This window comes from Streptomyces sp. NPDC050164 (genome assembly GCF_044459945.1).
Taxonomy (GTDB): domain Bacteria; phylum Actinomycetota; class Actinomycetes; order Streptomycetales; family Streptomycetaceae; genus Streptomyces; species Streptomyces coeruleorubidus_A.
The window spans coordinates 202,893-227,662 of record NZ_JBITJK010000008.1 but is presented as its reverse complement, the minus strand read 5'-3'; the positions used below and the strand labels follow the sequence as shown (position 1 = coordinate 227,662).

Below are 24,770 nucleotides of genomic sequence, written 5' to 3'. Positions count from 1 at the left end.
GTTCGCAATGCTCCGCGACGGCACCTTCTACGAACCCCGCCTCCCCGAAGCAGCCATCGCATGACCAACCCAGGCTTGACGAAGGACATAGAGGCCCCCCCAGGCCCAGTCGTCCTCCGTCCGCCCCCGCGTACCTCCCGGCGGTCACCGAGACGGACGGGTACCGCAGATCATCATGAACATCTCGTTGCAGGCCGCCCTCACCAACGTCCGAGGCCCTGATACTGACCGGGCAATCGACAAGCGGGGGCAACGGTGGACTGGACATTGGCGGGAGGACTGGCCGCCGGCCTGATGATCGCGACCGTCACCGCCCCGGTCGGCGTGTCCGGCGCGGTGTTCCTCCTCCCGGTCCAGCTGAGCCTCTTCGGCGTGGCCAACCCCGCGATCACCCCGACCAACTTGCTGTACAACGTCGTCGCCGGACCCGGCGCCCTGTGGCGCTACCGCCGTGACGGCGCCCTGCGCGGCGACCTTGCACGGCGCATAGTGCTGGGCACACTGCCCGGCGTCGTCATCGGCGCCGCCATCCGCGTCTTCGCCCTCCCCGGCCCGAGCGCATTCCGGCTCCTGATCGCCGCCCTGCTGCTGCCACTCGGCCTATGGCTGTGCCTGCGCACCCTCACCCCGGCACGCCACCGGCAGCCGCCCGCAAAGCAGTCGACCCCCCGCACGCTGACGAGCCTCGCCGTGGCGGTCGGCGTTGTCGGCGGCATCTACGGCATCGGCGGCGGCTCCCTCCTCGGCCCGATCCTCGCCGGGCGCGGCATGCCCGTCACACGCGTCGCCCCGGCCGCCCTCGCCGCCACGTTCGCCACGTCCCTCGTCGGCGCCGCCTCCTACGCGCTGCTGTCGCTCGTCAGCTCAGGAGACGTCGCCCCCGACTGGTGGCTCGGGCTCGCCTGCGGCACCGGCGGACTGATCGGCGGCTACCTCGGCGCGCGCCTCCAACCCCGCCTGCCCGAACGAGCCCTACGGCTCCTGCTCGGCACCCTCGCCGCAGCCCTCGGCGCCCTGTACGCCGTCCAGACCCTGCACTGACCCCGGTCCCGGATCAGTTCCGGGCAAGGGGGTGTACGAGGCGCCCTGCCAGCATCAAGGACTCCGCGCTGCTCAACCGCTTCCCCACGCTGCGCCTGGCCGTACCCGCCGAAGACGTTCCCCTGCGCCCGGAGACCGCGGACATCTACGGGGTGAAGGGCCTCCCGATGACCTGGGACGCGTGACCGCGACGCGGTGACGGGTGAGGTCGCGTACGGTTACCCGCCACCGCTGTGATCGCTCACCTGCCGCGATCATGCCGGCGGACGGAACGGCAATCCTGGCAAAGTTCAGGTGCCGCGCCGCTCCGATCACCACGTGCTGGCGGGCCGCCACGCCACGCCGCTCTGAGCCGGCCCGTACCGCGGCGGTGGCGGAGTCGGCCCGTCCGGCGGGCAGTTCGTCGTATGTCGAGGGGAGTTCGTCCACCGCACAGGCGGCGAAGCGCTGGAAGAGCTGGGCGATGTCGTGGGTTCACGGGCTCGTCCGGTCCCGGCACGACCTGGCGTCGATGGCCGCGTCGCTGGGGCGGTACTGCGTCTGCCAGTTCTTCTCGTTCGCCGGGATCAGGCTCAGCGACTCCTTGAGGTCCGCGAGCCAGTCGCTGCTGCCGACGTACCTCTTCACGATCTCGCGCAGTCTCCCGCAGTCGGCCCGGTGGTTCTTGGGCATGCCGATGCCGTAGTACTGGGGAGGGCCAATGGTCTCGCCGGGCAGGACCCGCAGCCCCTCAGCGGCGTACTGGCCGGCGAAGCCGTAGAGGATCAGCTGGTCCGTGGAGACCGCGTCCGCCCGTCCCTTCCGGATGTCGTCGATACAGTCGGAGGCATCATCGCGCACGTACGTCTCGATGTCCTCGTAGGCCTGGCCGGCCAGGACCTCGGCGGAGGTGGTGCCCTTCCACGTGCACACGCGGCGCCCGTGCAGGTCCTCGACGGTGTGGATGTCGTCGCCGTCCTTGGCCACCATGAAGCCTTGATAGGTGATGGCGTAGGGGCCGACGAAGTCGATCAGCTTCATGCGTTCGTCGGTGATCGAGAACGTCGCGATCACCAGGTCGGCGTCGCCCTCGGTGATGGCGATGACCCGCTCGTCGGACGGCACGTCGGCGGGGCGGCTCGCCTTGATCCCCAACTCGTCGACGATGCGGCGACCGAGGAGGTAGTCGAAGCCGGAGTAGTTGTAGTCAGGCTTGTAGGAGGTGCCCGGCTGGTCATTCTTGTGTGCGATGGTGATGCGAGCCTTGCCGAGGAAGCTGGGCTCGGAATCGGAACAGGCGGAGACGGTCAGGAGACCGGCCGCGCCCAGGGCCATGGCCCACCGCGCTCGCGTTCGTCGTGCCTTCCCGTCTGTAGGCCGGGTGGTCATCGTCCTGTCCCCCTCATTCGCCCGTCTCGTTCGCATGTCGTCTTTCGCCATCACTGGAGGCGTCGCGTCAGTCGTGGAGGACGGCGTTGTCCACGGAGATGTCCATCAGGCAGCCGGCCAGGGTGTGCACGGTCACGACGACGCGTACGTCGGTCGACTGCCCGCCAAGGGCGATGTCGGCGGTCGTGCCAGAGGTGAGCGAGCGGTTCTCATCCTCGGGTTGCTGTCCGGCGAGCGCGAGGTCGAAGGTGGTGTCCGGTGCGCAGGACTGGGTGCCGACGGAGCCTTCCGCGACGCCGAGGGTCAGGCGCAGGTGGCGACGGACCGTCCCGCTGTCCACGGTGATCAGCAGGGCCGCGCCGTCGCCGACCGAGGACCGGGGTTTGATCCGGGTGCTGCCCGTGACGTCGACCTCACCGTGCGCGCGGAGATACACCATCTGGGCCAGGCCGATGACCGCGAGCGCGACGGAGCCCCATGACACCAGGGCCCGCAACCATATGGCGCGCTCACGTCCCCATATGGCCCGCCAGAACGTGGCGGCCAGGGGAAGCACCAGACACACGGCCGCCCACAGGAACTGGGCCCAGGGCCCTTCCGGCATGAGCAGCACCGAGACGGCGCACAGCGCCAGGGCGAACCCGCAGGGAACCCAGTTCCATACGCTCCACTTCTCCACGTTCCCCACGCCGGTGAAGAACTTCAGGATCAGGTTCCCCACGACCTGGCCGATGCTGAGCGCGTTCGAGCCCTCGCTGCGCGCACTGTACTGGCTCTGCCCGCCGGGTGAAGGCGCCGTCATCTCCCGTCCCCGGCGTCGGGCCGGTACCCCCCGTGTACGTCTCCCACGACCTGCCCGAACGCCTGGGCGCCCGGCCCGGTGGCCTGCACGCTGAAGATGATCGGCCCCGACTGGACCAGCGCGGCCTGCTTGCGGATGTGCCGCTCCAGGGCCGCCGCGGTCGGACGGCCTGCGTGGTCGCGGCTCTCGGAGTCGGCGAGCCACTGCCCCAGCGCCGCCTCCAGGGCCGCCCGGTCAACCGCGCTCAGCTTCTCGACGAGGTCCTGGACCTCACGGGCCGACACGCCCGTCTCCTGTGTCGCCCCAGTCTGCTCCGTCTCCCCCTTCTTCAGCGCACGCTCCAGGAAGAACCGCCCCCGGTCCACCGCGCTGTCGGCGATCCGGGTCTGCACGGAGGTGAGGAAGGTCTGCCCCATAGATGCGGCGGCGAGCGTGAGATAAGGGGCTATCTGAGCCGCCAGGGCCATGAGATCGGGCATGTGAGCGTCCTCCGCCACTGTTGGGCATGACAGCGTCGGTCCGCAACGGACCTATGGGGAAAGGGAGTTACCCAAGCCCCGCCCACACCACACCTGGAAACTCGACACGGGCCTGACCTACGTCTTCCTCACCCACGCCGCCCTGTACATGGACTGCGTGACCGGGGCCGCCTGGATCTCCAGCCTTTCGCAGACCTGGACATCCGGGCCGTGGGTCGTCGCCGACCCATATGGAAGCTGCGCGCCCTCGGCGAGGGCTGGGCGGACGGTCTCGACGGGCTCGCCCGCGCCTGCGGAGTCGACATCGGATGACAGCAGGAGGCAGACGCACGTACACATCCGCAATCGTGCGAGCCGACCCGCACGACCACCCCAAGCGCAAGACATCTGTGCACGTCGTCGGAGTCATGCGGCCCGCCCGAGCGCCGTCACTTCGGCGGTCCGTCGGCTGCCTGGATCGCCGATCCGGCCGATCGTGGACGGCATGCCACGACGCCGGCAGACGGCATCCGCACAGCGGAACACCCGCGCGCCACGGCAGTCAGCTCGTCGGGGTGAGGATCACCGCCTGTCCGCCCGCGCTCGTCATGGCCACACTGAGGGTGGTGCCGGAGGTGACCGTCCGGGTGCTGACGACCGTGGGGGTCGCGGCCGGGGCGCTGCCCGCCGTGCCTTCGGCGTAGATCGTGGCCGTGCAGGACGTGCCGCTGCCGAGGAAGTCCAGCGGGATCGTGACCGTGCGCGCCACCTCGTCGTTCATCGCGCCGAGGAACCATGTGGTGCCGCTGCGGCGGGCCACGGCGACGCACTCGCCGAGGGAGGCCGCGACCGTGGTGCTCTCGTCCCAGGTGGTGGGGAGCACAGGTCGTCCAGCTGACGGGCACGGGCGCCACAAGCCAACTTCGAGTGCATCGCCGCCGTCAGATGGAGCCGAGCAGGAGACGTGTGCACGCGCGACGGCGCTCCGTACTGGACATCCCAGTGGGCCAAGCCGGCTTCTCGTCACCCCTCCAGCAGGAATCCCCAGGTCATGGACTCGGGGGTTCTCTATTGTCCAGAGACCGTGAGCCGCCAGCGGATACCACCGGAGCAGCGGCCTGATCATCCCGCACCGCCGCGAACGCGGACAGGCTGAATCCGCGGCCGGGCCGACTCCCGTCCGTAGTGACGAAGTGCGAGGAGTGCCGAACCTCTGCCCGGCTGGACCTTGTGTCCCTTGCGCGATTCAGGTGTTTCCGTCCCACTCCCCACGAGCGCGGCAGTGTCCCGCGACGGCCGCCTCGGCGTCCATGCGTTTTCCAGCCGGTGAGGGCGCCCGGGGGACCTCAATTGGCATGACGTACACAGGGATTGACGTAGAAATCGCTTACCATCTACGGTCCTTCCGGAATCGCGGACACCTTTCGGAATCTCGAACGTCTGGCGTCGGTACGCCCTACGAGAACAAGGAGTCGAAGCGGAATGGGCCCACAGCGAAGACTCGGCTGGATGTCGCTTGCCGCGGCAACCACCATGGCACTCGCGGCCGGAGTGATCACCGCCCCCGCCGCCCACACCGCGGACGATCCCGTGGAGGTCGTGGTCAACGGGGACGACGTTCGCGCCGACAACGTGAACGGTTTGACCTACAAGGGCCTCGGCGTGCTCAGCTGCAACAGCACGAGCAACCTGCTGATGGACTACAAGGCGGAGCAACCCGGCCGGTACTGGGAGCTCATCCGCGTGCTGTTCGGCGGGAAGAACCCCCTGATCAACCATGTCAAGGTCGAGATGGGTTCGGACACGAACACGTCGACCGGTTCCGACCCGGCGACCATGCGCACCGCGGACGAACTCGCCGACGCGTCGCGCTCCCCGGGCTTCCAACTGGCAGCGGACGCCAAGACGGTCAACCCGAAGCTCAAGGTCTCGATTCTCCGCTGGGTCATGCCCCGATGGGTCCAGAACGAATGGAACAAGGGCACCGGCTCCGACGAGATGTACAAGTGGTACAAGGAGACGATTCTCGACGCGTACGAGAAATACGGGTACATGGTCGACTACGTGAACCCGGACACGAACGAGACGCATGATCCGGACGAGGCCTTCATCAAGTGGTACAAGAAGGCGATTGTGGCCGACACGGACTTCGCCGACCCTCGCTACGGCATCCCGGCGAAAAAGCGGGAGCAGGCCGAGAAGGCCTACCGCGGCATAAAGATCATCGCCGCCGACGAGAACACCACCCACAATTTCGGGCCGTCGATGCTCAGCGACGCGGAACTCTTCGGCATGGTCGACGCGGTCGGCTACCACTACAACACCGATGACCGGCGCGACGGGCCCGTCGGCAGCGACACCCATCTGCCGTACACCAGGCTGGCGACCGGTGAGAACAAGTACAACGAGGACAAGGAAGTCTGGTACAGCGAGGGAGTCGGCTCCTTCGGCTACACCGACTACCGCGTCAACAACACCGAGGGCCCGAACGGAACGAGCACCGGTATCGGCGGCGTCCAGAGCGCCCTCGATCTCGCGAACCGCTCCGTCAAGGGCTACGCCAACTCGAAGCGGACGCACTACGTCTTCCAGCCGGCCATCGGCTCCTTCTACGAAGGCGCGCAGTACAGCCACAAGGAACTCGTCAGCGCGCGTGACCCGTGGTCGGGCCACCTCCACTACGACGCGGCCTTCTATGTGATGCAGCACTTCACCCAGTTCGCGAAGACCGGCTGGGAGAACGACACGAACACGGCGGGCATCTGGCGCACCGTGCCGGAGGCCAGTTACAGCGGGGTGAGCGGCACCGAGAACGTCGACGGCTCGAACGGGGCCCCGAGTTACATGACGCTCGCGGACCCCCGTAAGAAGGACTTCTCCACGATCGTCGTCAACGACAGCGACCAGCCCAAGACCTACCGGATCAAAGCCGAGAACATGCGACTCGGTTCCGACCCGACCATGGAGATCTGGGAAACCCGTGCACCGGACGCGGGCCGGCCCTACGACGCGAACTTCAAGCACCTCGTCGACGAGATCCGGCCCGGCAGCGATGGGTACTACACCCACACGGTCAAGCCGAGGTCGATCGTGACCCTGACGACGCTCGACAAGAGCCACGACAAGGCGACGAAGCAACGCCTGCCCGAGTCCCGGGACCGCACGGTGCTGGACACCGACGCGACCGGCAAGAAGCACAACACCCGCGACAACGTCCTGTACGCCGACGACTTCGGGTACGAGGAGGAGGGCAGGGTCCAGGTCGGCACCGGCAACGGCGCGCACAAGACGTCCCAGCCCTACCTGAGGTCGCGCGGCAATCAGCCTCGCTACATGGTCGACCAGACCGGCGCCTGGGAGGTCGGTGCGGACGCGAGCGGCGACAACGTCCTGTACCAGTACATGGACCAGTCCATGAAGGACACCGGCGCCTGGAACCGCCACACCCCGAACACGACGGTCGGCGACTTCCGCTGGGAGAACTACCGGGCCACGGTCGACGTCTCGTTCCCTGACCCGGCCGGCGGACTCGCCTCACTGGGCGTCCGTCAGCAGAAGGGCATGGCGATCAGCGACGCCGCCTACAACGTGCGCATCGCACCGACCGGCGCCTGGACGTTCTACGAATACGGCACGGCCGTCAAGTCGGGAACGGTCGCGGCCTCCGACGGCTACCGCCTCGCCATCGAGGCGAAGGGCGCGACGATCACGACCTACATCGACGGCAAGGCCGTCTCCACGTACCAGGACCCGACTCCGCAGACCGAAGGACGCGTCAAGCTCGGATCCGACTTCCACAAGACGGCGTTCGACAACCTAAAGGTCGAGAAGATCGACGGGTACACGCCCTACGCCCGCGCGCAGCTCGACAACATGGACAGCTCGGTCACCTACGCCGGCACGTGGAGCCGGAAAGCCTCCTTCGGCGACGCGATGGACTGGTACCGGTCGACGTCGACCGGCACGACCGCCGGCTCGTCGTTCACCGTCCCGTTCACCGGCACGGGCATCGACATCATCGGCGGCAACGACGGCACCGCCGTCCTCGACGTCTACGTCGACGGAAAGTTGATCGCACGGGACGCGAAGACGGCCGCGACCGACAAGCGCCTCGCGACGTACGCGCTCCGCGGTCTGCCCGACGGCGCGCACACGGCGAGGTTCGTCCTCAAGTCCGGAAAGATCGTTCTCGACGCGTTCAACGCCATCTCCGGGGACGTGGACCGCACTGTGGACACGACACCGATCCGGGACGCCCTGGAGAGGATCGGACGTCCGGAGCGGGCGGACTACACGACCGACTCCTGGGCCTTGTTCGCCTCCGCGTCGTCGGCGGCGAAGGCTGCCGTGTCGGGACGGCAGAAGGGCCTTGACGCCATCGGCGTCGAGCAGATCACGGACCGGCTCGAAGAGGCTCACGACCGGCTGGTGCGCAAGGACGGCACCGCCGCCCAGTAGGTGCCCGGGGCCTGCGGGCCCCGCGCGTTCGCCGTAAATGATCAAGGGGCCGTATCGGATTCCTCCGATACGGCCCCTTGTGCGGGGGCGAGTCGCCGTCCGCAGGGCTCGGCGAACGCGCCCGCACCTACGACACCGCTCGCCCACCGGGCCGCCGGACAGTTTTTGTTATGCACCGGTGCGGCGCGCGTCTCCTTGGTACAGGACCGGAGAAGAACCAGGAGACAGTTCGATGGAGCAGGCCACCACAGACCGTTCGCTCAGCCGTCGCGGGATGCTGAAGCTCGCCGGCGCGGCCGGTGCCGGCGCCGGTGCGATCGGGGCGGCCACGGGGACCGCGTCAGCCGTGCCGACGGCCCCGAAGGGCGGGTTCGCCCACCCGGCGCTGCTGCACACGCAGGCCGACTTCGACCGGATGGCCGAGAAGGTCAAGGCGGGTGCGCAGCCCTGGACGGACGGCTGGAAGCGGCTGCTGAGCAGCCGGGACTCGGCGACCGACTACCAGCCACGGCCCGTCGCGACCGTCATCCGCGGTGGCGAGGGAGCGAACTTCCACCTGCTGTTCCGGGACGCCGCCGCGGCCTACCAGAACGCCCTGCGCTGGAAGATCACCGGGGACGCCGGGCACGGGGACAAGGCGCGGGACATCCTCAACGCCTGGTCGGCCACCCTCAAGGAGCTCGGCGGGAACGCCGACCGGTACCTGCTGGCGGGCATCCAGGGATATCAGCTGGCCAACGCCGGCGAGATCATGCGCGACTACGACGGATTCGACCTCGGCCGGTTCCAGTCCATGCTGGTCGACATCTTCTACCCGATGAACGACTCCTTCCTGGTCAACCACAACGACGCCGTCCCCAGCAACTACCGGGCCAACTGGGAACTGTGCACCCTGGCGTCCATCATCGCCATCGGCGGGCTCACCGAGGACCAGGCCAAGATCGACCGGGCGGTGGAGTACTTCAAGAACGGCGACGGCAACGGCTGTGTCAAACGGGCCATCCCCGTCCTGCACGAGGAGGCGGACGGCGTCGTCCTCGGACAGTGGGAGGAGAGCGGCCGGGACCAGGAGCACACCATGGCCGGTGTCGGCTGGATGGGCGCGCTCTGCGAGATGGCCTGGAACCTGGGCGAGGATCTGTACGGGTACGACGACAACCGGTTCATGAAGGGCTGTGAGTACGTCGCCCGCTACAACCTCGGCAAGGACGTTCCCTACACCTCGTACTCACGCCGCATGGGCCGGCGCGTGGCGGGCCAGCTCGGAGCCCTGCACACCGAACCGGAGATCAGCGAGCAGGGCCGGGGCAGCACCCGTCCCATCTGGGCCCTGATCCACAATCACTACGCGGTGCGCCGCGGGCTGGACGTACCGAACATCACGGCCTACAAGGACAAGCTCACGCCCGAGGGCGGCGGCGGGCTCCGCGGTGGGGCCGGCTGGAGCTACGACCACCTCGGCTACGGCACGCTGACCTACACCCGGGACCCGGAGGACGTCGGCGCGTCCGCGCTGGGCGCCGCACGCGAAACCAAGACGGCGGACGACGCCTCGGGCAGCGCGGCAGGCGGCGGGACGCGCCCGCAGGGCGGCGCCCCCCACGATCTGGCCGCCACCGGGGCGGACGGCGTCCTTGCCTGGTCCGCCGCCGGGGCCTCGGCCCTCCTCGGGGGTCTGCTCCTGCTCCGCCGTCGCGGGCGCGGAGCGAACACGCCCGGATCCGACGCTTGATCCGCGGCGCCAACTCTCCCAGAAGGAAGGCATCTGCGCAGGAGCGCGAGTTCGATTCTCGTCACCCGCTCCACCCCCAGGTCAGAGACCTGGGGGTTCTTGCTGCCCAGACCGGTGGGCGGAGTGCGTGCCGCTGGCGCACCATTAGCGTTTCGGTGGCTCGGCCCGTCTTTCCCGTAGCACCCGCCACCAGGATCGTCTCGTCGCTTGTGTGAGTTCGCCTGTGAGGTGCTGCCCCGACTACGTCATGGCGTCGCGAACCTTGGCGGTGTCGACGAACTGCTCGAAGCGGACGATCAGGCCGCCGCGGACCACGAAGTGGTGGGCGACGCACACGTCGATCGGCTTGCCGGTGGCCTTGTTGGTCGCGGTGTAGCGGGCGAGGACGACGACGTTCTCCCCTTCGACGACATAGGTGTCGTCGTGCGCGGTCCAGCCGTCCCACTCCTTGCCCAGCTGCTCCATGACGTGGGAGGTGACCCCGTCGGGGGTGCGGTAGGTGCCGGCGAGAGGGAAGCCCGCCATCTCCTTCCACTCCACGTCCGGGGCGAGGGTGGCGCGCAGGGCCTCCAGGTCGCCGGCCGCGGAGGCCAGGTACTGGCGGCGGACCACGTCGGCCGGGGCCGTGGAGGTCGCGAAGTCGGTGTGCTCGTACGTCATGACACTCAGCCCCACTTCATCTCGCCCTTGGCGACCTTCGCCCCGAGCTGGGCGGCGATCAGCATGCCGTTGTCGGGGTAACGCTTGACGAGCGCCGCGGTCAGCGCGGCGCCGTCGGCCGCCTTGCCGAGCTCCTCCTCGAAGGCGACGAGGTAGTCGCGGGTGGCGGTGATGGCCGAGGCGTCGGCCGCCGTGCCGGGCAGGCGGTGGCCGGGGACGACCAGCTCCGGCTGAAGGGAGGCCATCTCGTCCAGCAGCTCGATCCAGACGGAGCGGTGCTCGGGGGTGGGAGTGTCGGCGACCCAGACGTGCTCCTGCTGGAAGAGCAGGACGCCTCCGAGGATGGCGCGGTGCTCGGCCTGCCACAGGTAGTGGCGGTCGGGCAGGCCGGCCGGGCCGCCCTTGAGCTCGAAGCGGTGGCCTTCCAGGGTGAGGTCGCCGGTCAGCGGGGTGAGGTCGACCAGGCGGGTGGGCAGGTTCGGGCCGAGGGCCGCCCACGCCTTGAGCTTGCCCTCGTAGGAGTGCTTGATGTGCTCGATGACGATCGGGGTGGCGACGAAGACGGCGTCGGGGAAGGCGTCGGCGAGGACCTCGGCGCCGAAGTAGAAGTCGGGGTCGCCGTGGCTGACGAAGACGGTGGTCAGCTTCTTGCCGGAGTCGAGGATCTCGGCGGCGAGGCGGTGGCCGTCGGCGCGGGTGAAGCCGGCGTCGACCAGCAGCGCCTCCTGCTCACCGGTGACGAGCGTGGCGGTCTTGTTCTTGCTGCCGGCCGGGAAGTCGAGGTCGAGGACCTTGAAGGAGAGGGTGCTCATGCGGAACCTCCTGGAGGGGATGGAAATTCAGTGGGTGGGAGCAGCGGTCAGGACGCGGTGGTCAGGGCGGCCAGTCGCCGGTCGATCTCGTCGGCGGTGGCGTGGCCATGGGCCAGGGCGGCGACTCGGTCGCCGTCGACGGCGAGCAGGGTGGGGAAGCCGGTGCCCCCCAGCTCGGCACAGCGGTGGAAGTCGTCCGCCGCCGCGCTGTGCGCCTCGGGCGCGTCGAAGGCGGCGACGACGGCGTCGGCATCCAGACCGGCCTCCTCGGCGACCTTCCTGTAGGTCGCGGGGTCGGAGAGGCTGAGGCCGTCGACGTAGAAGGCCCGCTGGAGGGCGCCGGCCAGTTCCGCCGCGCGGTCGGGGGCCGCCCGGCGCAGGGCGACGACGCCGCGCGCGGCGGCCTCGGAGTCCATCACGAACGATCCATCGGCGATCAGCCGCTCGTAGCCCTCGCCGAACTCGGCGCCGGTCAGCTCGGCGATCTGGGCGTTGGCGCCCTGGACGTAGCCGAACTCGCGGATCGGCACCCGGCGTGGCCCGGTGAACAGGCCGCCGGAGACCACCTCGAACGGCAGCTCGGGATGACGGAAGACGGTCTCGCGCAGAGTTCCGGAGAACCCGTGCGACCAGCCGCAGTAGGCGTCGAAGACGTAGACGAGCTTCATCGAAGATCCCAGCAAAGGTGTGGCGCCCGCCGAACACGAGCAGTTCGTCTGAGAAAACAGTAACTGACTAGTCAGACATTCCCTCGTCAGTGTGACGGCAGCCACACCGGCAAACCCGCTGTCAGCGCATCACTGAAGCCGCACGGCCGCGGCCCGGAGGGGCCGTTCAGGGCAGGCGGGGCAGCTCGTCCCGGGCGGAGTGGCTCAGGATCCGCAGGTCCTCGGCGAACCGCTCCCGGTCCTCGGGCGGCAGCGGCGCCAGGAAGTAACGCCGGATGTTCTCCACGTGCACCCGGGACGCCCGCACAGTGGTCTCCTCCCCCAACCGGGTCAGCCGTACCAGCCGCCCGCGCCTGTCACCGGGATCCTCGGCGCGCTCCACCAGTCCGGCCGCCTCCATCCGGTCCACCAGACGCGTCGCCCCGCCCGTGGTCAGCACCTGCTCCTGGGCGATGGCCCGCATCGACAGCCCGGGATCGCCCGCCCGCCCGAGGATGAGCAGCACCTCGAACATCAGATGGCTGATGCCGCACTCCAGCTCCAGAGACCGCCCGAGGATGTACTCCAGCCGGTTCGCCGCCCCCTGCAACCGCCCGAACGCCAGCACCAGCGCATTGTTCGCGGCCTCCTTCGGCGACGAGATCTCCGTCGGCTCTTCCATGTTCCCCCCACCGGACTTGCCCTCCACACCATGCATCCACTGATCATGCCTCGTGCGTCCTCGGGCGCTCACCTTGCCGGAACGCGTCAGTCACGGCTCGGTGGCTGACCGGGTGGGGTGAACGGATCAGCTCCGTCGGCCAGGAGTACGGGTGAGCCGTGCATTCCGCGGTCGAGTCCGTCGCGGACCATGGCGTCGCGCAGCTGGTCGGCGATGCCCACGCCCGCCGTCCCGGCGCCGAAGACCACGATGCGCTGATCCCGCATGGGCGTGCCGGTGACCCGTGCCGCGTTCATGACGCAGGCCAGCGTGATCGCACCGGTGCCCTGCATGTCGTCGTTGAAGGTGCAGATCTTCTCGCCGTACTGCTGGAGGATGCGGCGGCCGTTGCCGGGGCCGAAGTCCTCCCAGTGCAGCAGCGCCTGCGGGAACAGCTCGCCCACCGCCTCCACGAAGGCGGCGACGAACGAGTCGTACGCCTCGCCGCGCACCCTGTTGTGCCGGTTGCCGACGTACAGCGGGCCGTTGAGCAGCGCCTGGTTTCCGGTGCCGACGTCGAGCATCACCGGGATGGCCCGCCCCGGGTGGATGCCCGCGGCGGCGGTGTAGACCGCCAGCTTGCCGACCGCGAGCTGCATGCCGCCGATGCCGAGGAGTTGCTCCGCGTCGGTGGCCACCAGCAGGTCGACGTCGTCGGGGCCCAGGCCGAGCGCCTGGAACGCCGGGCGGATGTCCTGGGGGCGGTCGATGGACAGGTAGACACCGCGCGGCCGCCGGTATTCGTGGCTGTAGCGCTTGACCGCCTCGCCCACGGTCGGGTCGTACACGATCGGCAGCAGCTCGGTGAGGTGGTCGCAGAGCAGGCGGAAATAGAGGACCTCATTGCGGTCGTGGAGCTGCTCCAGATACACGTTCTTCGCCAAGTCGTCTGGCTGCGCGCGCAGTTGTTCCCAGGCTCGCCGCGCCTGGAGCTCCAGGGACAGCACCGCGGGCGGCAGCATCCCGACCAGGCCGTGGCGTTCCCGCTCCTCCTGGGTGAAGGCGACGCCCTTGTTGCTCAGCGGGTCCGTGAGCAGCGCGCGGCCGTCCGGTTGCCCGCGGCCGGTGCGGCCCTTCCCCCTCCCCTGGTGGTCGTCCTGTGCACGGTTGCGGGGCGGGGCCATCGGCTCTCCTTACGTCGCACGACTGCCGTAGGGGCTCGTTTCCTGCCAGGCGCCCCGGGTACCCCGGTCGGCGTGACAGGCGCATCGGCGCCCATCCCTTTTGCCGCACTCTGACGCGGCCCTTCGTTCGGGTACGGCGGCGCTACCGCCTCCAGCCGGTGCAGCGATCCCCGCGATGAGAGAGAAGAGGGGGATTACCCCATGCACAAGCCCGCCCAGCAGCAACGGCCTCCGGGTACCGAGGCGGCCCTGCGGCCCCAGGCCGACCACGGTGAGCACGGCTACCGCGGATCGGAGCGACTGGCCGGGAAGGCCGCCGTGGTCACCGGTGGCGACAGCGGCATCGGCAAGGCCGTCGCGATCGCCTACGCCCGCGAGGGCGCCGATGTGCTCATCTCGTACCTGGACGAGGAGGAGGACGACGCCCGCGACACGGCGCGCTGGGTGGAGGAGGCCGGCCGCGAGGCAGTCCTGGTGCCGGGCGACCTGTCCGACCCCGCCCACTGCCGAGAGGTGGTGGCACGGGCCGTGGAGGCGTTCGGCCGCATCGACGTCCTGGTCAGCAACGCGGCGTTCCAGATGTTCCGCGAATCGATCGAGGAGATCCCCGACGTGGAGTGGGACCACACGCTGGCGACCAACCTCAGCGCCATGTTCCACCTCTGCAAGGCGGCGGTGCCGCACATGAAGCCAGGTGCGTCGATCATCGCGTCCAGCTCGGTGAACTCCGACACGCCGCCGCCGGGCCTGCTGGCGTACAACGCGACGAAGGCGGGCCTGGCCAACATGGTCGGCTCGCTGTCCCAGTCGCTCGCAGACCGGGGCATCCGGGCCAACAGCGTCGCCCCCGGGCCGATCTGGACGCCGCTGATCCCCGCCACCATGCCGCCCGAGCAGGTCGAGGACTTCGGCGGACAGACGCCACTGGGACGGGCCGGGCAGCCGGCCGAACTCGCCCCCGTGTACGTCCTGCTCGCCTCGGACGAGTCCGCGTACGTCTCGGGTGCGCGCATCGCCGTCACGGGCGGCCAGCCCATCCTGTGACCTCGCGTCAGGACCCTTGCCCTCAGAGACCAGGAGTGCCCGTGGACTGGTACCCCTTGCGGTTGACCACCCCGGTCAAGCAGCACGTCTTCGGCGGCCGGGCCCTCGCCGAACGGCTGGGCCGTACCGGCCTGCCCGACGGCCGGGTCGCCGAGACCTGGGAGGTCAGCGATGTGGACGGCGAGGGAGCACGGGTCGCGGACGGCTCGCTGGCCGGCCGCACGCTGCGCCGGCTCGTCGAGGATCACCCCGACGAACTCGTGGGGCGCGGCCGGCGCGGCCCGCGCTTCCCGGTGCTGACCAAGTTCATCGACGGCACCGGTGCCCTCCCGGTCCATCTGCACGCCGACGACGACACCGCACGCCGGCTGGAGGACGAGCCCCACGGCAAGACCGAGGCGTGGCACGTCCTCGACGCGGCCCCGGGCGCCTGCGCCCTGGTGGGGGTGAAAGCCGGTGTGGACCGGGAGACGCTGCACCAGGCTCTGCTCGCACAGGACTTCGACGCGGTCATGCGCCGGCTTCCGGTGCGGGCCGGGCAGACCGTCTACGTGCCTGGCGGCACCCTGCACAGTTTCGGCCCCGGCACCCTGGTCTACGAGATCGAGCAGACCTCCGACATCCAGCAGCACGCCATGCGCCGGCACATGGAGGACGGCTCGGAACTGGACGACGAGGAGTGGCACACCAACCTCGGGCGCTTGCAACGCCGGTGCCCCGGTCACCGTGGAGTCCGGTGGCCGGTCCGAGCGGCTCGGTCGGGCCCGGAGCCTGTTGCTGCCGGCCGCGCTGGGCCGTGTGCGGATCCAGGGGCCCGCCGACGTCCTCCTCGGCTACCTGCCCGACCTGGAGCGGGACATCCGCACGCCCCTGCTCGCCGCGGGGCACGGGGCCGCCGCCGTGGCCGCCCTCGGTGAGGGCCTCACCGACCCACTCACGTAGAAGGAGATCCATGGGCACCATCACCACCAGCGACGACGTCACCATCCACTACGAGGAACAGGGCACCGGCCCTCCCCTCGTCCTGATCCACGGCTGGGGCTTCAGCGGCCGCTTCTTCACCCGCAACCTGGACGCCCTCGCCGGACACGCCCGCGTCATCACCGTCGATCTGCGCGGCCACGGCGACTCCGGCAAGCCCCGCCACGGCTATCGCGTGTCGAGGCTGGCCAAGGACCTGTTCGACCTCCTCGAAGAACTCGACCTGCGCGAGGTCACCGTCCTGGGCTGGTCACTGGGCTGCCCGGTCATCTGGAGCTATCTGGAACTGTTCGGCAGCCACCGTCTGGCCCGCGCGGTGTACGTCCAGCAGGCACCCCGCCAGTACTACGCACCGGACTGGCCGCACGCACACGCCACCTGTTACGACGAACCCTCCCTGGCCGCCCTGCAGACCCAGCTCACCTGTGCCCCGCCGGCCTTCGACGAGGACCAGATCGACACCATCCTCTCGGGCGAACCCACCCCGCAGGAAAGGGAGTTGCTCCTGGCCGAGATGGCCAAGTCACCCGCGTACGCACGCAACGCCCTGATGACCGACCACACCCGCCACGACTGGCGCGACCTGCTGCCCACACTCCGGCTGCCCAGCCTGGTCCTGGTGGCACGGCAGGACCAGGTGTTGCCCTGGCAGGGGCCCGCCTGGGTAGGCCAGGCGCTCCCGGGCGCCCGGACCGTCTTCTTCGAGCACAGCGGCCACGCGCTGTTCTTCGACGAGCCGGAGAAGTTCCACGACACGGTCACGGGTTTCCTGACCGACAGCAGGAACGACACGGAGGTACGCGTGTGAACAGCCCGGCACCGTCGACGTTCCCCTTCCCCTACGGCGTCAACCAGTTCACCACCATGCCCTGGTCCTTCGACGAGGACCTGGCGCACTACGCCCGCCTCGGCATCGAAGCGATGGAGCTGTGCGAGACCAAGCTCCACGACGACCACGACCGTGCCAAGACCCAACTAGCCTCGGTTGCCGGGACGGGACTGCCGATCAGCTCGGTCCAGCCCCTCGTACGGACCGTGTTCCCAAGCGAGACCCAGCCGGCCCCGCCGGTCGGCGTGACCGGCTGGCCCGCCTCCGCCGCAGCGTGGAGCTGATCGCACCGTTCGCCCCGGGCGCGGTCTTCGTCACCAACACCGGGCCGGCGCCCGACGGAAACCTGCACGAGGCGGTCCGCCAGGTCGTCACCCATCACCGCGAACTGGCGGACATCGCCGCCGACCACGGCGTACGGATCGCGCTGGAACCCCTCAATCCCGTCCTGCTCAACGCGGAGACCGCCATCTGGACCTACCGGCAGGCGCTCGACGTCGTCCAGGAGGTCGACCGCGAGAACGTGGGCGTCTGCCTCGACCTGTGGAATCTGTGGCAGGACCCGGACCTGGTCCCCGGCCTCGCCGACGCTCCCGACCGCCTGTTCCTGCTCCAGGTCAGCGACTGGCGCACGCCCCGCTCGCGGATGGACCGGCGCACCGTCGGCACCGGCGACATCCCGGTCGGCCAACTTCTGCACGCCGCCCACAACGCCGGCTACCGCGGCCCCTGCGTCCTGGAGATCTTCTCCGACAACGTGCCGGACTCGCTCTACGAGACGGACCTGGACGATCTCCTGCGCACCAACCGGACGGCCCTCGAGTCGGCCTGGTGGGCCGGCTGAGCGCGGGCGGGGGCGGCCGTACTACGGCAGGAGCTGCTCCGTCCAGATGCATTTGCCGTGGGAGGTGTAGCGCGTTCCCCAGCGTTGGGAAAGTGCGGCGATCAGCTGGAGGCCGCGGCCGCCCTCGTCGGTCTCGAGCGCGCGGCGAACGTGAGGGGTGGTCAGGCTGCCGTCGGTGACCTCGCAGATGAGCGAGCGGCTGCGGATGAGGCGCAGCCGGATCGGGCCTCTCGCGTGGCGGATGACATTGCCGACGAGCTCGCTGGCTATCAGCTCTGTGGTCCACATGAGGTCCTCCAGCTGCCAGTCGGTGAGCTGCTGTCGTATGTGGTCACGGGCCTCGCCTGCGGCGATCGGATCCTCGGGAAGCTCCCAGAACGCCACGTCCCCGGCGGCGAGAGCGTGGGTGCGGGCCACGAGCACGGCGGTGTCGTCGCTGGTCTGCTCCTTGGCGGGCAGGAGAGCGGAGGTGAGCGCGGTGCACAGCTGGTCGAGATGCCGGGCGTCGGCGTCCGGGTCGGCGATCGTGGCGCCCGGATCGCGCCCGTCGGACTTGTGGGTGTTGGTGAGCGTTCCGGCCAGTTTGGCCATGCCGGTGTCGATGTCGCGGAACGAGGACTCGACCAGGCCGTCGGTGTAGAGCACGAGCAGGCTTCCTTCAGGCACCTTCAGCTCCACGGTCTCGAAGGGCGGCGTGGCCGCGCCGAGCGGTGGGTTCTGAGGCAGCTGCGGGAAGTGGACGGCGCCGTCGGGCTGGACGAGGGCGGGTGGAGGGTGTCCGGCCCGGACGATGGTGCACACCTGGTCGGTGGGGTCGTAGACCGCGTACAGGCAGGTGGCGTAGAAGTCATCGCCAAGGTCGCTGACCAGGTCGTTGAGGTGGGAGAGCAGTTCATCGGGGGGCAGTTCGAGTCCCACGAGGGTGTGTACCGCGGTGCGCAGGCGCCCCATGGTGGCGGCTTCGGACAGTCCGTGGCCCATGACGTCTCCGATGACGAGCGCGACTCGTTCGGCGGACAGGGGGATGACGTCGTACCAGTCGCCGCCGACCTCCAGGCCCTCGGTGGCCGGCACGTAGTGGGCCGCGGTGGTGACGGCCGGCAGGGAGGGCACAAACAGCGGGAGCAGGCCCCGCTGCAGCTCCTGGGAGCGGGTGTGCTCGGCGTCGTACAGGCGGGCGCGTTCCAGTGCTTGGGCGACCAGCCCGCTGAGCGCGGTCAGCAGGGCTTGGTCCTCCTCACCGAACCGGCGCGGCCGTGAGAAGGAGATGACCAGGCAACCGATGGGACCACCGGAGACGATCAGGGGCACGTACGCCCAGGCATGCTTCCCATCCGTGAATGCGAGGTCGGCGACCTCCGGGTAGCGCTCGCGGAACTCCCGCCTGGAGACGAGGTACTGCGGGGCGCGGTGGTGGACGGCGTCGGTGAACGGGCTGTGATCGGACAGGCTGATCGTGTCGGGGATGTTGCTCAGAAACTCCTGCGAGTACCCGGCGCTCCCCGCGACCCGGAGGCTCTCGCCGTCCACGAGCTGCACCAGGAGGCCGGTGGCGCCGAAGAGGGGCAGGACACGCTCTGCGACGGTAGCCACGACGTCGCTCACAGCGACCGCCTCGGCCAGCGCCGTGTTGAGGCGCCCGATGTGCGTGGTGCGCTGGGCGGCCGCGCGCTGTGCGGCCTTGCGCTGCTCATCCGCCAGGCGCTTCTCGGTCACGTCGGTGAGGTACACCGTCGCACCGTCCGGCGCCGGGACCAGACGTAGGTGGTACCAACGCCGGTGTGTCGGCCACTGGACGTCGAAGCCCGTCGGAGCGCCAGCGGCAGCCACCTGCCGGCAACGGTCCTCCAGACCGGGCACCTCGGCTCCGGGAACGTCCCACAGGACGCGGCCGAACAGTTGCTGCGAAGGGCCGAGGAGGCGCTCGGCGTGGAGGTTGACGAACTCGATCCGCCAGTCGGCGTCCACCGTGAGGAAACCGTCGCTCATATGCAGCAGGGAATGGGCGACCGAGTCCAGCGCCGCGCGCTTCTGCGTCGTGTCCCACACGGTGCCCACGAAGCGAGCCGGCTCGCCGTCCTCCCCGAGGACGACCTCGGCGTGGGCCTCCACCCAGACGACAGTGCCGTCCGGCCGGCACAGCCGGTACTCCGCCGCGTACTCGCTGCGCTGTCGGATGGCCTGCTCGACTGCGGCCACGACGCGCGGCAGGTCGTTCGGGTGGACGAGCCCCACAACGGTGTCGACCCGTCCGTCGAAGGTCTCCGGGTCTATGCCGAGTATGGTCAGCGTCGCCTCGTCGTAGACCACGTCGCCGGTACGGAGGTTCTGGTCCCAGTTGCCGACGCGGACCGCCTCGCGCGCGTGCTGGAGCCGGGGCCCCGCCAGATGTTCCGCGTTCCACCATGCGGGGCCGAGGCTGCCTGTGGAGGGAGCGGGATGTGTCAGACGCTCGCACACCCACCGTGCGAGCACCTCGAGAAAGTCCCGCTGCGCGACCGAGGGCACTGCGCACACGGTCACCACCGAAAGCACTCCGAGCGAGCCGCCCTCTGCGGCGAGCAGCGGGACAGCCACGATCCCGGTGCCGCCGGAAAGGGCGCGGGCCCGCGTCTCGGTCGTGGGCAGCCACACGAGCTCGCCGTCCCGCAGGGCCCGGACCGGTGCGCTCTCGTCCTGCCAGCCGACGGACTCCCACTCCTGGGCGAATTCCCGGGGCAGGCCACCCGTCGCCGCCAGGTGCAACGGCTGGCTGTCCCCGGGTATGCGCAGGTGCACCATGCCACCCAGCCCGCCGAGATCGGCCACCGCGTGATGCAAAGCGAGCTGGAGCGCCTCTGCCTGGGTCTGCCCGTCGCCCATGCTTCTGAGTACGCGCATCCGGGCGGCTTCCGGCGCCTCCGTCGCTGTCGGCGGAGTCTGACCGAGCTGTTCGTTTGTGGCCATATGATCACACTCACCGTCCCGCTGGGCGGGGCGACATTTACACTACTATCCATTCATACGGCCTGAATACGGGTGCTGCTCTCTGTGCACCGGCTCGGCCGGTGAGGCACTCATGGTGCAGGTGCCGTCCCCGAGATGGCATACGTCCGCGCTGGCGGCGCTGCGCGAAGAGGGGCTGATCCGCCACCTCGGCATCAGCAACGTCGACGTCGGCCATCTCGCGCAGGCCCGCACGACCGCCCCCGTGGTCACCGTGCAGAACCAGGGCCCCGGGCGTACCGCAGGAGGGCGGAGCGATGCCCAAGTCACTCTGCAAAGGGGCCTTGCGGCCCTGCAGTAGCGGAGTCGCCCCGGCCGGGTACCGCGGGGCCGGGGCGACGGCGCGGCACAGGCCGACCGGGAACCGGAGGGTGCGATGGCCCCTCCCCGGCGTACCAGTCCCGCGGCGGGCGACTCACCGGTCGATGTAGCTGAAATCGCCCACGGTCCATGCGCTGACGTCCTTGATCGCCACTCGGTACATGCCGCCCGTCTCCGGGATCCCGAGGCTGCCCTGCAGGATCCGGGCGAGATGGAAGTGCAGGTGCGTGGGCGTCTCGCCGTGGCCGGGCCGGTTCTGGCGTGGGCCGCGGGTGAAGACGTCGGAGAACGGGCCGAGCCGGTCCGAGTCCTTCAGGACCTCCGCCACCCGCTCCCTCCACACGGCCTCGGGAGCCAGCCGGCCGGTGATGACGGCGCCGCCGACGACCACGGTCAGTGACATCTGATTGCTTCGCTCGGATTCCACCGCGGCGGAAATGGCGACGAGCAGCTCATCAGGGTTCGACATGAGTCCACATCTTATTCGGATGCCTGTCCCGGAACCCTCCGCGGGCGTGAAACGGCTGCGCCGGCAGCTGGGGCAGATGTCTCAGGGCGCCGGCACCCGGTCCCGGTGGATCGGGCCGGACAGGTGGGACAAGGGCAGGCCCGTTCCCTGGTTGGTGTGGGCGATGATCTCCGCGGTGATGGAAGATCGCTGTCTCCTCGAGGGTGCGGGCGCCGAGGTCGAGGCCGATCGGGGAGCGCAGCCGGGCCGGCTGGTCCTCGGTCGCGCCTGCCTTGCTCAGGAGGCGCAGGCGTTCGTCGTGGGTGCGTCGGGAGCCCGTCGCGCCGATGTAGCCGACGGGGAGGGTGAGGGCCAGGCGGAGCAGGGAGATGTCGAACTTGGCGTCGTGAGTGAGGACGCAGACGGCGGTACGGACGTCCACGTACGTGCGTTCCGGATAGCGGTGGGGCCAGTCGGCCACGATCTCGTCGGCGTGCGGGAAGCGGGCGGCTGTGGCGAAGACGGGGGGGCGTCGCAGACGGTGACGTGGTGGCCGAGGAAGCGGCCGGCCCGGCTGAGCGCGGCCGCGAAGTCGATCGCGCCGAAGATCAGCATGCGGGGGCGGGACGCGTGGACGTGGACCAGCACGGACAGCCGTTCCGGGCAGGTGCCGGCATCCCCGCCGAGCTCCGCCCGGGCCGTGCGTCCCGCCCGCAGCAGCGCCCACGCCTGGGCGCCGATCTCCCGGCGCAGCGCTCCGGTCAGCGGGCCGTGACGGATGCCTCCCGCCGCGTCGACGTACAGCGTCCCGCCCAGCAGTTCCTCCGGGCCCTCGACGACCTGGGCCACGGCAGCGGGCCGGCCCTCCACGATGTCGGCGAGGGCCGTGGCGAGGTGCGGGCGAGTCGCGGGGTCGACGCGCTGGACGAGGATGTCGAGTTCGCCGCCGCAGGTCAGGCCGACGGCGAAGGCGTCGTCGTCGGAGTAGCCGAACCAGGCGCGCTGAGGTCGTGGCACACCTGTCGGCAGAGTTCGTGGACCGCGCCCTCGACGCAGCCGCCGGAGATGCTGCCGACCACGTTGCCGTCCTCGTCCACCGCGACCGACGTGCCGACGGGCAGGGTCGCGCTGCCGCGTACCTCGGCGACGGTGGCCAACGCGAAGGGACGCGCGTCGCGGCACCAACGGTGCAGTGCGTCCGCGATGTTCAGCATGAACCGGTCCTTCGTGCAAAGGGTGTGGGGCGGGCCGCCGCCACGCAGACGGCTCGGTGCCTCAGAGCAACGCCTGTGCAGTGACGGGCAGTTCGCGGACGCGGCGGCCGGTGGCTTGAAGACCGCGCTCCGCAGCGGCAGATGTTGCCGCTCATCCACTCCGGATCTCCTCCGGCGAACCGGTGTGGCCCTCCTGGATGCAGCCGACGCCGGAGAGGAGCGGCCCACCATGCATCCCTTCTCCTACACCCGCGTCTCCGACACCCGCGAGGCCCTCGACGCCGGTCGCCGCGGCGGCCGTTACATCGCAGGCGGCACCACGCTCGTCGACCTGATGCGCGAGACCGTCGAGCGCCCCGAGACGCTGGTCGACGTTGTCACCGCAGACCGGGGCGACCGCACGCCTTGCCGCGGCCGTCCATGTGGGGAGTCCGGCATCGCGAGTAGCGCCTGTGACTGGGAGATTTTTGTCCCCCCTTGCTTTCCCGCCGCTCATGAGTGGGGGCGCCGGGTCGGCCGTCGCCGACAGGGCCAGGGACTCCTCCCTCGGCCTGACCGGACCGATGAGCCGCATGCAAGGATGTCGCCGTGACCGGATCGTCTTCCTCGCCTGTCGCCGAGGGCACGCCGCACAACGACGGCCTGGGTCCCCGTACCGCCGCAGTGCTGGTGTTCGGGTCCTCGGCCGCGGTCCTGGTGGTGGAGATCGTCGCTCTGCGGCTGCTGGCTCCCTACCTCGGCCTCACCCTCGAGACCAGCACCATGGTGATCGGCATCGCCCTCACCGCGATCGCCGTCGGCTCCTGGATGGGTGGGCGCATCGCCGACCAGGTCGATCCACGCCGGCTCCTGGGCCCCTCGCTCGGGGTGTCGGGAGCGGTCGTGGCGCTCACCCCCGCCGTACTGCGCAGCACCGCGGAGTGGGCGCCGGCGTTGCTCTTGCTGATCGCGTCGCTGACCATCCTCGTGCCGGGCGCGCTGCTCTCGGCGGTGACGCCGATCGTGACCAAGTTGCGGCTCACCAGCCTCGCCGAGACCGGAACGGTTGTCGGCCGGCTGTCCGGTGTCGGCACCGTCGGAGCGATCGTCGGCACCGTGCTCACCGGCTTCGTCCTCGTATCGCGGTTGCCGGTCAGCGGCATACTGATCGGCCTCGGCACGCTGCTGGTGGCCGGCTCGGCGCTGGTCGAGTGGCGCAGGCGCGGGTGGAGCGGCACCCCTGCCCTGACACTCGTGGTCGTCGCCGGCGGCCTCGCCACCACGGTCGCGCCCGGTGGCTGCGACACGGAGACCAGGTACCACTGCGCAGGGGTCGTGGCGGACCCCGACCGGGACAGCGGCCGCACCCTCGTCCTGGACGGCCTGCGGCACTCCTACGTCGACATCGACGACCCGACCTTCCTCGAGTTCGAGTACGTGCGCGCCATCGCGTCGGTGGTCGATGCCGCCTTTCCCGAAGGTGAGCCACTAGCTGCTCACCACGTGGGCGGCGGCGGGCTCACCTTTCCCCGTTACCTCGCGGCCACGCGGCCCGGGACACGCAGCCTCGTATCCGAGATCGACAGCGGGGTCGTGCGCATCGACCGCGACCAACTCGGCCTGAGAGCGGGATCCGGTATCGACGTACGCGTCGAGGACGGCAGGCTCGGCCTGCGGCGACTGGGGGCCGGCAGCCGTGACCTCGTCGTCGGCGACGCCTTCGGGGGCGTCAGCGTGCCGTGGCACCTCACCACGGTGGAAGCGATGACGGACGTACGGCGGGTGCTCGACGAGGACGGCCTGTACGTCGCCAACCTCATCGACCACGGCGGCCTGGCCTTCGCACGTGCCGAAGCAGCCACCCTCAGCGAGATCTTCGAGCACGTCGCCCTCGTCGGCGAAGCCACCGATATCGGCCTCGACCCGACCGCCACTCCCCAGGGCGGCAATCTGGTGGTGATCGCCTCCGACCGACCGGTCGACCTGGGCGCGGCCCAGGAAGCGCTGGACGCCCGGCAGACCGGCTGGAAGATCGCCACCGGTGACGACCTCACGTCCTGGATCGGCGACGCCCAACCGCTCACCGACGACTACGCACCCGTCGACCAGCTCCTCCAGCCCTACAGCCCGGGCAACGGCCGGTGACGGGACACACGGCCGACTGACGCAAGGCCGCCGTCGCCACCGCCTCGATCACCGCCGGGCTGCTGATGACGGCGTGCCAGAACGGCACCGGCGACAGCTCGTCGGGCAAGAGCGCAACGGGCGCGGCGGCGGTCGCGGAGAAGGCGTCGGACTCCAA

The 24,770-nt window shown here is 69.9% G+C and carries 21 protein-coding genes and 3 pseudogenes; 11 read left to right on the top strand and 13 right to left on the bottom strand.

Features of this window, described 5'->3' with window-relative positions:
- Positions 1–255 precede the first annotated feature (255 nt).
- Positions 256–1,041: a sulfite exporter TauE/SafE family protein gene (locus ACIBNA_RS15375; RefSeq protein WP_399165702.1), complete on the top strand. Its 786-nt coding sequence runs from the start codon at positions 256–258 to the stop codon at positions 1,039–1,041.
- Between the two features lie 474 nt (positions 1,042–1,515).
- On the opposite strand, the gene ACIBNA_RS15370 is transcribed toward ACIBNA_RS15375, so the two are convergent.
- The 4 genes from ACIBNA_RS15370 to ACIBNA_RS15355 all read right to left on the bottom strand — a co-directional run bounded on the left by ACIBNA_RS15370 (position 1,516) and on the right by ACIBNA_RS15355 (position 4,552).
- Positions 1,516–2,355, bottom strand: coding sequence for a transporter substrate-binding domain-containing protein (locus ACIBNA_RS15370; RefSeq protein WP_399165701.1), 840 nt, complete (start codon positions 2,353–2,355; stop codon positions 1,516–1,518).
- A 121-nt stretch (positions 2,356–2,476) separates the two neighbouring features.
- Entirely contained in the window at positions 2,477–3,211 is a 735-nt protein-coding gene (locus tag ACIBNA_RS15365) for a hypothetical protein (RefSeq protein WP_399165700.1), read from the bottom strand.
- The gene (locus ACIBNA_RS15360) at positions 3,208–3,690 is read right to left on the bottom strand and encodes a hypothetical protein (RefSeq protein ID WP_399165699.1); all 483 of its coding nucleotides are present in this window, start codon (positions 3,688–3,690) and stop codon (positions 3,208–3,210) included. The genes ACIBNA_RS15365 and ACIBNA_RS15360 overlap by 4 nt, the downstream gene beginning before the upstream one ends.
- Positions 3,691–4,231: 541 nt before the next feature.
- Positions 4,232–4,552 carry a glycoside hydrolase family 97 C-terminal domain-containing protein gene (locus ACIBNA_RS15355; protein WP_399165698.1) on the bottom strand — a complete coding sequence of 107 codons (321 nt, stop codon included), beginning with the start codon at positions 4,550–4,552 and terminating at the stop codon, positions 4,232–4,234.
- A gap of 599 nt (positions 4,553–5,151) precedes the next feature.
- Between ACIBNA_RS15355 and ACIBNA_RS15350 the strand changes: the two genes are divergently transcribed.
- Together ACIBNA_RS15350 and ACIBNA_RS15345 are read left to right on the top strand one after the other, a co-directional pair.
- Entirely contained in the window at positions 5,152–8,127 is a 2,976-nt protein-coding gene (locus tag ACIBNA_RS15350; protein WP_399165697.1) for a GH59 galactosidase, read from the top strand.
- Between the two features lie 232 nt (positions 8,128–8,359).
- Entirely contained in the window at positions 8,360–9,859 is a 1,500-nt protein-coding gene (locus tag ACIBNA_RS15345) for an alginate lyase family protein (RefSeq protein ID WP_399165696.1), read from the top strand.
- Between the two features lie 240 nt (positions 9,860–10,099).
- Here ACIBNA_RS15345 and ACIBNA_RS15340 read toward each other — a convergent pair whose 3' ends face one another.
- The 5 genes from ACIBNA_RS15340 to maeA form a co-directional block, all read right to left on the bottom strand.
- Positions 10,100–10,519: a nuclear transport factor 2 family protein gene (locus ACIBNA_RS15340; protein ID WP_399165695.1), complete on the bottom strand. Its 420-nt coding sequence runs from the start codon at positions 10,517–10,519 to the stop codon at positions 10,100–10,102.
- A gap of 5 nt (positions 10,520–10,524) precedes the next feature.
- Complete coding sequence (locus ACIBNA_RS15335) at positions 10,525–11,331, bottom strand: MBL fold metallo-hydrolase (RefSeq protein ID WP_399165694.1); 807 nt, start codon at positions 11,329–11,331, stop codon at positions 10,525–10,527.
- Positions 11,332–11,378: 47 nt separating this feature from the next.
- Positions 11,379–11,999: a DsbA family protein gene (locus tag ACIBNA_RS15330; RefSeq protein WP_399165693.1), complete on the bottom strand. Its 621-nt coding sequence runs from the start codon at positions 11,997–11,999 to the stop codon at positions 11,379–11,381.
- Positions 12,000–12,165: 166 nt separating this feature from the next.
- The gene (locus ACIBNA_RS15325) at positions 12,166–12,660 is read right to left on the bottom strand and encodes a MarR family winged helix-turn-helix transcriptional regulator (protein ID WP_399165705.1); all 495 of its coding nucleotides are present in this window, start codon (positions 12,658–12,660) and stop codon (positions 12,166–12,168) included.
- Between the two features lie 86 nt (positions 12,661–12,746).
- Positions 12,747–13,823: an oxaloacetate-decarboxylating malate dehydrogenase gene (maeA, locus tag ACIBNA_RS15320; RefSeq protein ID WP_399165692.1), complete on the bottom strand. Its 1,077-nt coding sequence runs from the start codon at positions 13,821–13,823 to the stop codon at positions 12,747–12,749.
- Between the two features lie 201 nt (positions 13,824–14,024).
- Between maeA and ACIBNA_RS15315 the strand changes: the two genes are divergently transcribed.
- From ACIBNA_RS15315 to ACIBNA_RS15295, 5 genes are read left to right on the top strand one after another with little or no spacing between them, the layout of a single operon-like run.
- Positions 14,025–14,867 (top strand): SDR family oxidoreductase, encoded by an 843-nt coding sequence (locus ACIBNA_RS15315; protein ID WP_399165691.1) that lies wholly within the window; start codon positions 14,025–14,027, stop codon positions 14,865–14,867.
- A gap of 41 nt (positions 14,868–14,908) precedes the next feature.
- The gene (locus ACIBNA_RS15310; protein WP_399165690.1) at positions 14,909–15,784 is read left to right on the top strand and encodes a class I mannose-6-phosphate isomerase; all 876 of its coding nucleotides are present in this window, start codon (positions 14,909–14,911) and stop codon (positions 15,782–15,784) included.
- Positions 15,785–15,819: 35 nt separating this feature from the next.
- Positions 15,820–16,656, top strand: a complete 837-nt coding sequence (locus tag ACIBNA_RS15305) for an alpha/beta fold hydrolase (protein WP_399165689.1) — start codon at positions 15,820–15,822, stop codon at positions 16,654–16,656.
- A complete protein-coding gene (locus tag ACIBNA_RS15300) occupies positions 16,653–16,961 on the top strand; it encodes a hypothetical protein (RefSeq protein ID WP_399165688.1) in 309 nt (102 codons plus the stop codon). The genes ACIBNA_RS15305 and ACIBNA_RS15300 overlap by 4 nt, the downstream gene beginning before the upstream one ends.
- The gene (locus ACIBNA_RS15295) at positions 16,952–17,521 is read left to right on the top strand and encodes a sugar phosphate isomerase/epimerase family protein (RefSeq protein WP_399165687.1); all 570 of its coding nucleotides are present in this window, start codon (positions 16,952–16,954) and stop codon (positions 17,519–17,521) included. Before ACIBNA_RS15300 ends, ACIBNA_RS15295 begins: the two co-directional genes overlap by 10 nt.
- Before the next feature lie 21 nt (positions 17,522–17,542).
- Here ACIBNA_RS15295 and ACIBNA_RS15290 read toward each other — a convergent pair whose 3' ends face one another.
- A complete protein-coding gene (locus ACIBNA_RS15290; RefSeq protein ID WP_399165686.1) occupies positions 17,543–20,401 on the bottom strand; it encodes a SpoIIE family protein phosphatase in 2,859 nt (952 codons plus the stop codon).
- Positions 20,402–20,588: 187 nt separating this feature from the next.
- On the opposite strand from ACIBNA_RS15290, the gene ACIBNA_RS15285 reads away from it, so the two are divergent.
- A complete protein-coding gene (locus ACIBNA_RS15285; protein WP_399165685.1) occupies positions 20,589–20,807 on the top strand; it encodes an aldo/keto reductase in 219 nt (72 codons plus the stop codon).
- Between the two features lie 114 nt (positions 20,808–20,921).
- On the opposite strand, the gene ACIBNA_RS15280 is transcribed toward ACIBNA_RS15285, so the two are convergent.
- From ACIBNA_RS15280 to ACIBNA_RS15270, 3 genes and pseudogenes are all read right to left on the bottom strand, one after another.
- On the bottom strand, positions 20,922–21,296 hold the full coding sequence (locus ACIBNA_RS15280; protein WP_274817853.1) for a hypothetical protein: 375 nt from the start codon (positions 21,294–21,296) through the stop codon (positions 20,922–20,924).
- Positions 21,297–21,377: 81 nt separating this feature from the next.
- Positions 21,378–22,489 (bottom strand): annotated as a pseudogene (locus tag ACIBNA_RS15275) (XdhC family protein).
- A gap of 128 nt (positions 22,490–22,617) precedes the next feature.
- Positions 22,618–22,715 (bottom strand): annotated as a pseudogene (locus tag ACIBNA_RS15270) (carbon monoxide dehydrogenase); the annotation flags it as partial.
- A 3-nt stretch (positions 22,716–22,718) separates the two neighbouring features.
- Between ACIBNA_RS15270 and ACIBNA_RS15265 the strand changes: the two are divergent.
- Together ACIBNA_RS15265 and ACIBNA_RS15260 are read left to right on the top strand one after the other, a co-directional pair.
- Positions 22,719–22,865, top strand: a pseudogene (locus tag ACIBNA_RS15265) (xanthine dehydrogenase family protein subunit M); the annotation flags it as partial.
- A gap of 212 nt (positions 22,866–23,077) precedes the next feature.
- The gene (locus ACIBNA_RS15260; protein ID WP_399165684.1) at positions 23,078–24,613 is read left to right on the top strand and encodes a fused MFS/spermidine synthase; all 1,536 of its coding nucleotides are present in this window, start codon (positions 23,078–23,080) and stop codon (positions 24,611–24,613) included.
- Positions 24,614–24,770 lie beyond the last annotated feature (157 nt).

What these genes read in the sequence shown, in the direction of transcription:
- ACIBNA_RS15370 (WP_399165701.1), bottom strand. Translation starts at nt 2,355, where the DNA reads ATGGCCCTGGGCGCGGCCGGTCTCCTGACCGTCTCCGCCTGTTCCGAT.
- ACIBNA_RS15365 (WP_399165700.1), bottom strand. Translation starts at nt 3,211, where the DNA reads ATGACGGCGCCTTCACCCGGCGGGCAGAGCCAGTACAGTGCGCGCAGC.
- ACIBNA_RS15360 (WP_399165699.1), bottom strand. Translation starts at nt 3,690, where the DNA reads ATGCCCGATCTCATGGCCCTGGCGGCTCAGATAGCCCCTTATCTCACG.
- ACIBNA_RS15350 (WP_399165697.1), top strand. Translation starts at nt 5,152, where the DNA reads ATGGGCCCACAGCGAAGACTCGGCTGGATGTCGCTTGCCGCGGCAACC.
- ACIBNA_RS15345 (WP_399165696.1), top strand. Translation starts at nt 8,360, where the DNA reads ATGGAGCAGGCCACCACAGACCGTTCGCTCAGCCGTCGCGGGATGCTG.
- ACIBNA_RS15340 (WP_399165695.1), bottom strand. Translation starts at nt 10,519, where the DNA reads ATGACGTACGAGCACACCGACTTCGCGACCTCCACGGCCCCGGCCGAC.
- ACIBNA_RS15335 (WP_399165694.1), bottom strand. Translation starts at nt 11,331, where the DNA reads ATGAGCACCCTCTCCTTCAAGGTCCTCGACCTCGACTTCCCGGCCGGC.
- ACIBNA_RS15330 (WP_399165693.1), bottom strand. Translation starts at nt 11,999, where the DNA reads ATGAAGCTCGTCTACGTCTTCGACGCCTACTGCGGCTGGTCGCACGGG.
- ACIBNA_RS15325 (WP_399165705.1), bottom strand. Translation starts at nt 12,660, where the DNA reads ATGGAAGAGCCGACGGAGATCTCGTCGCCGAAGGAGGCCGCGAACAAT.
- maeA (WP_399165692.1), bottom strand. Translation starts at nt 13,823, where the DNA reads ATGGCCCCGCCCCGCAACCGTGCACAGGACGACCACCAGGGGAGGGGG.
- ACIBNA_RS15315 (WP_399165691.1), top strand. Translation starts at nt 14,025, where the DNA reads ATGCACAAGCCCGCCCAGCAGCAACGGCCTCCGGGTACCGAGGCGGCC.
- ACIBNA_RS15305 (WP_399165689.1), top strand. Translation starts at nt 15,820, where the DNA reads ATGGGCACCATCACCACCAGCGACGACGTCACCATCCACTACGAGGAA.
- ACIBNA_RS15290 (WP_399165686.1), bottom strand. Translation starts at nt 20,401, where the DNA reads ATGCGCGTACTCAGAAGCATGGGCGACGGGCAGACCCAGGCAGAGGCG.
- ACIBNA_RS15280 (WP_274817853.1), bottom strand. Translation starts at nt 21,296, where the DNA reads ATGTCGAACCCTGATGAGCTGCTCGTCGCCATTTCCGCCGCGGTGGAA.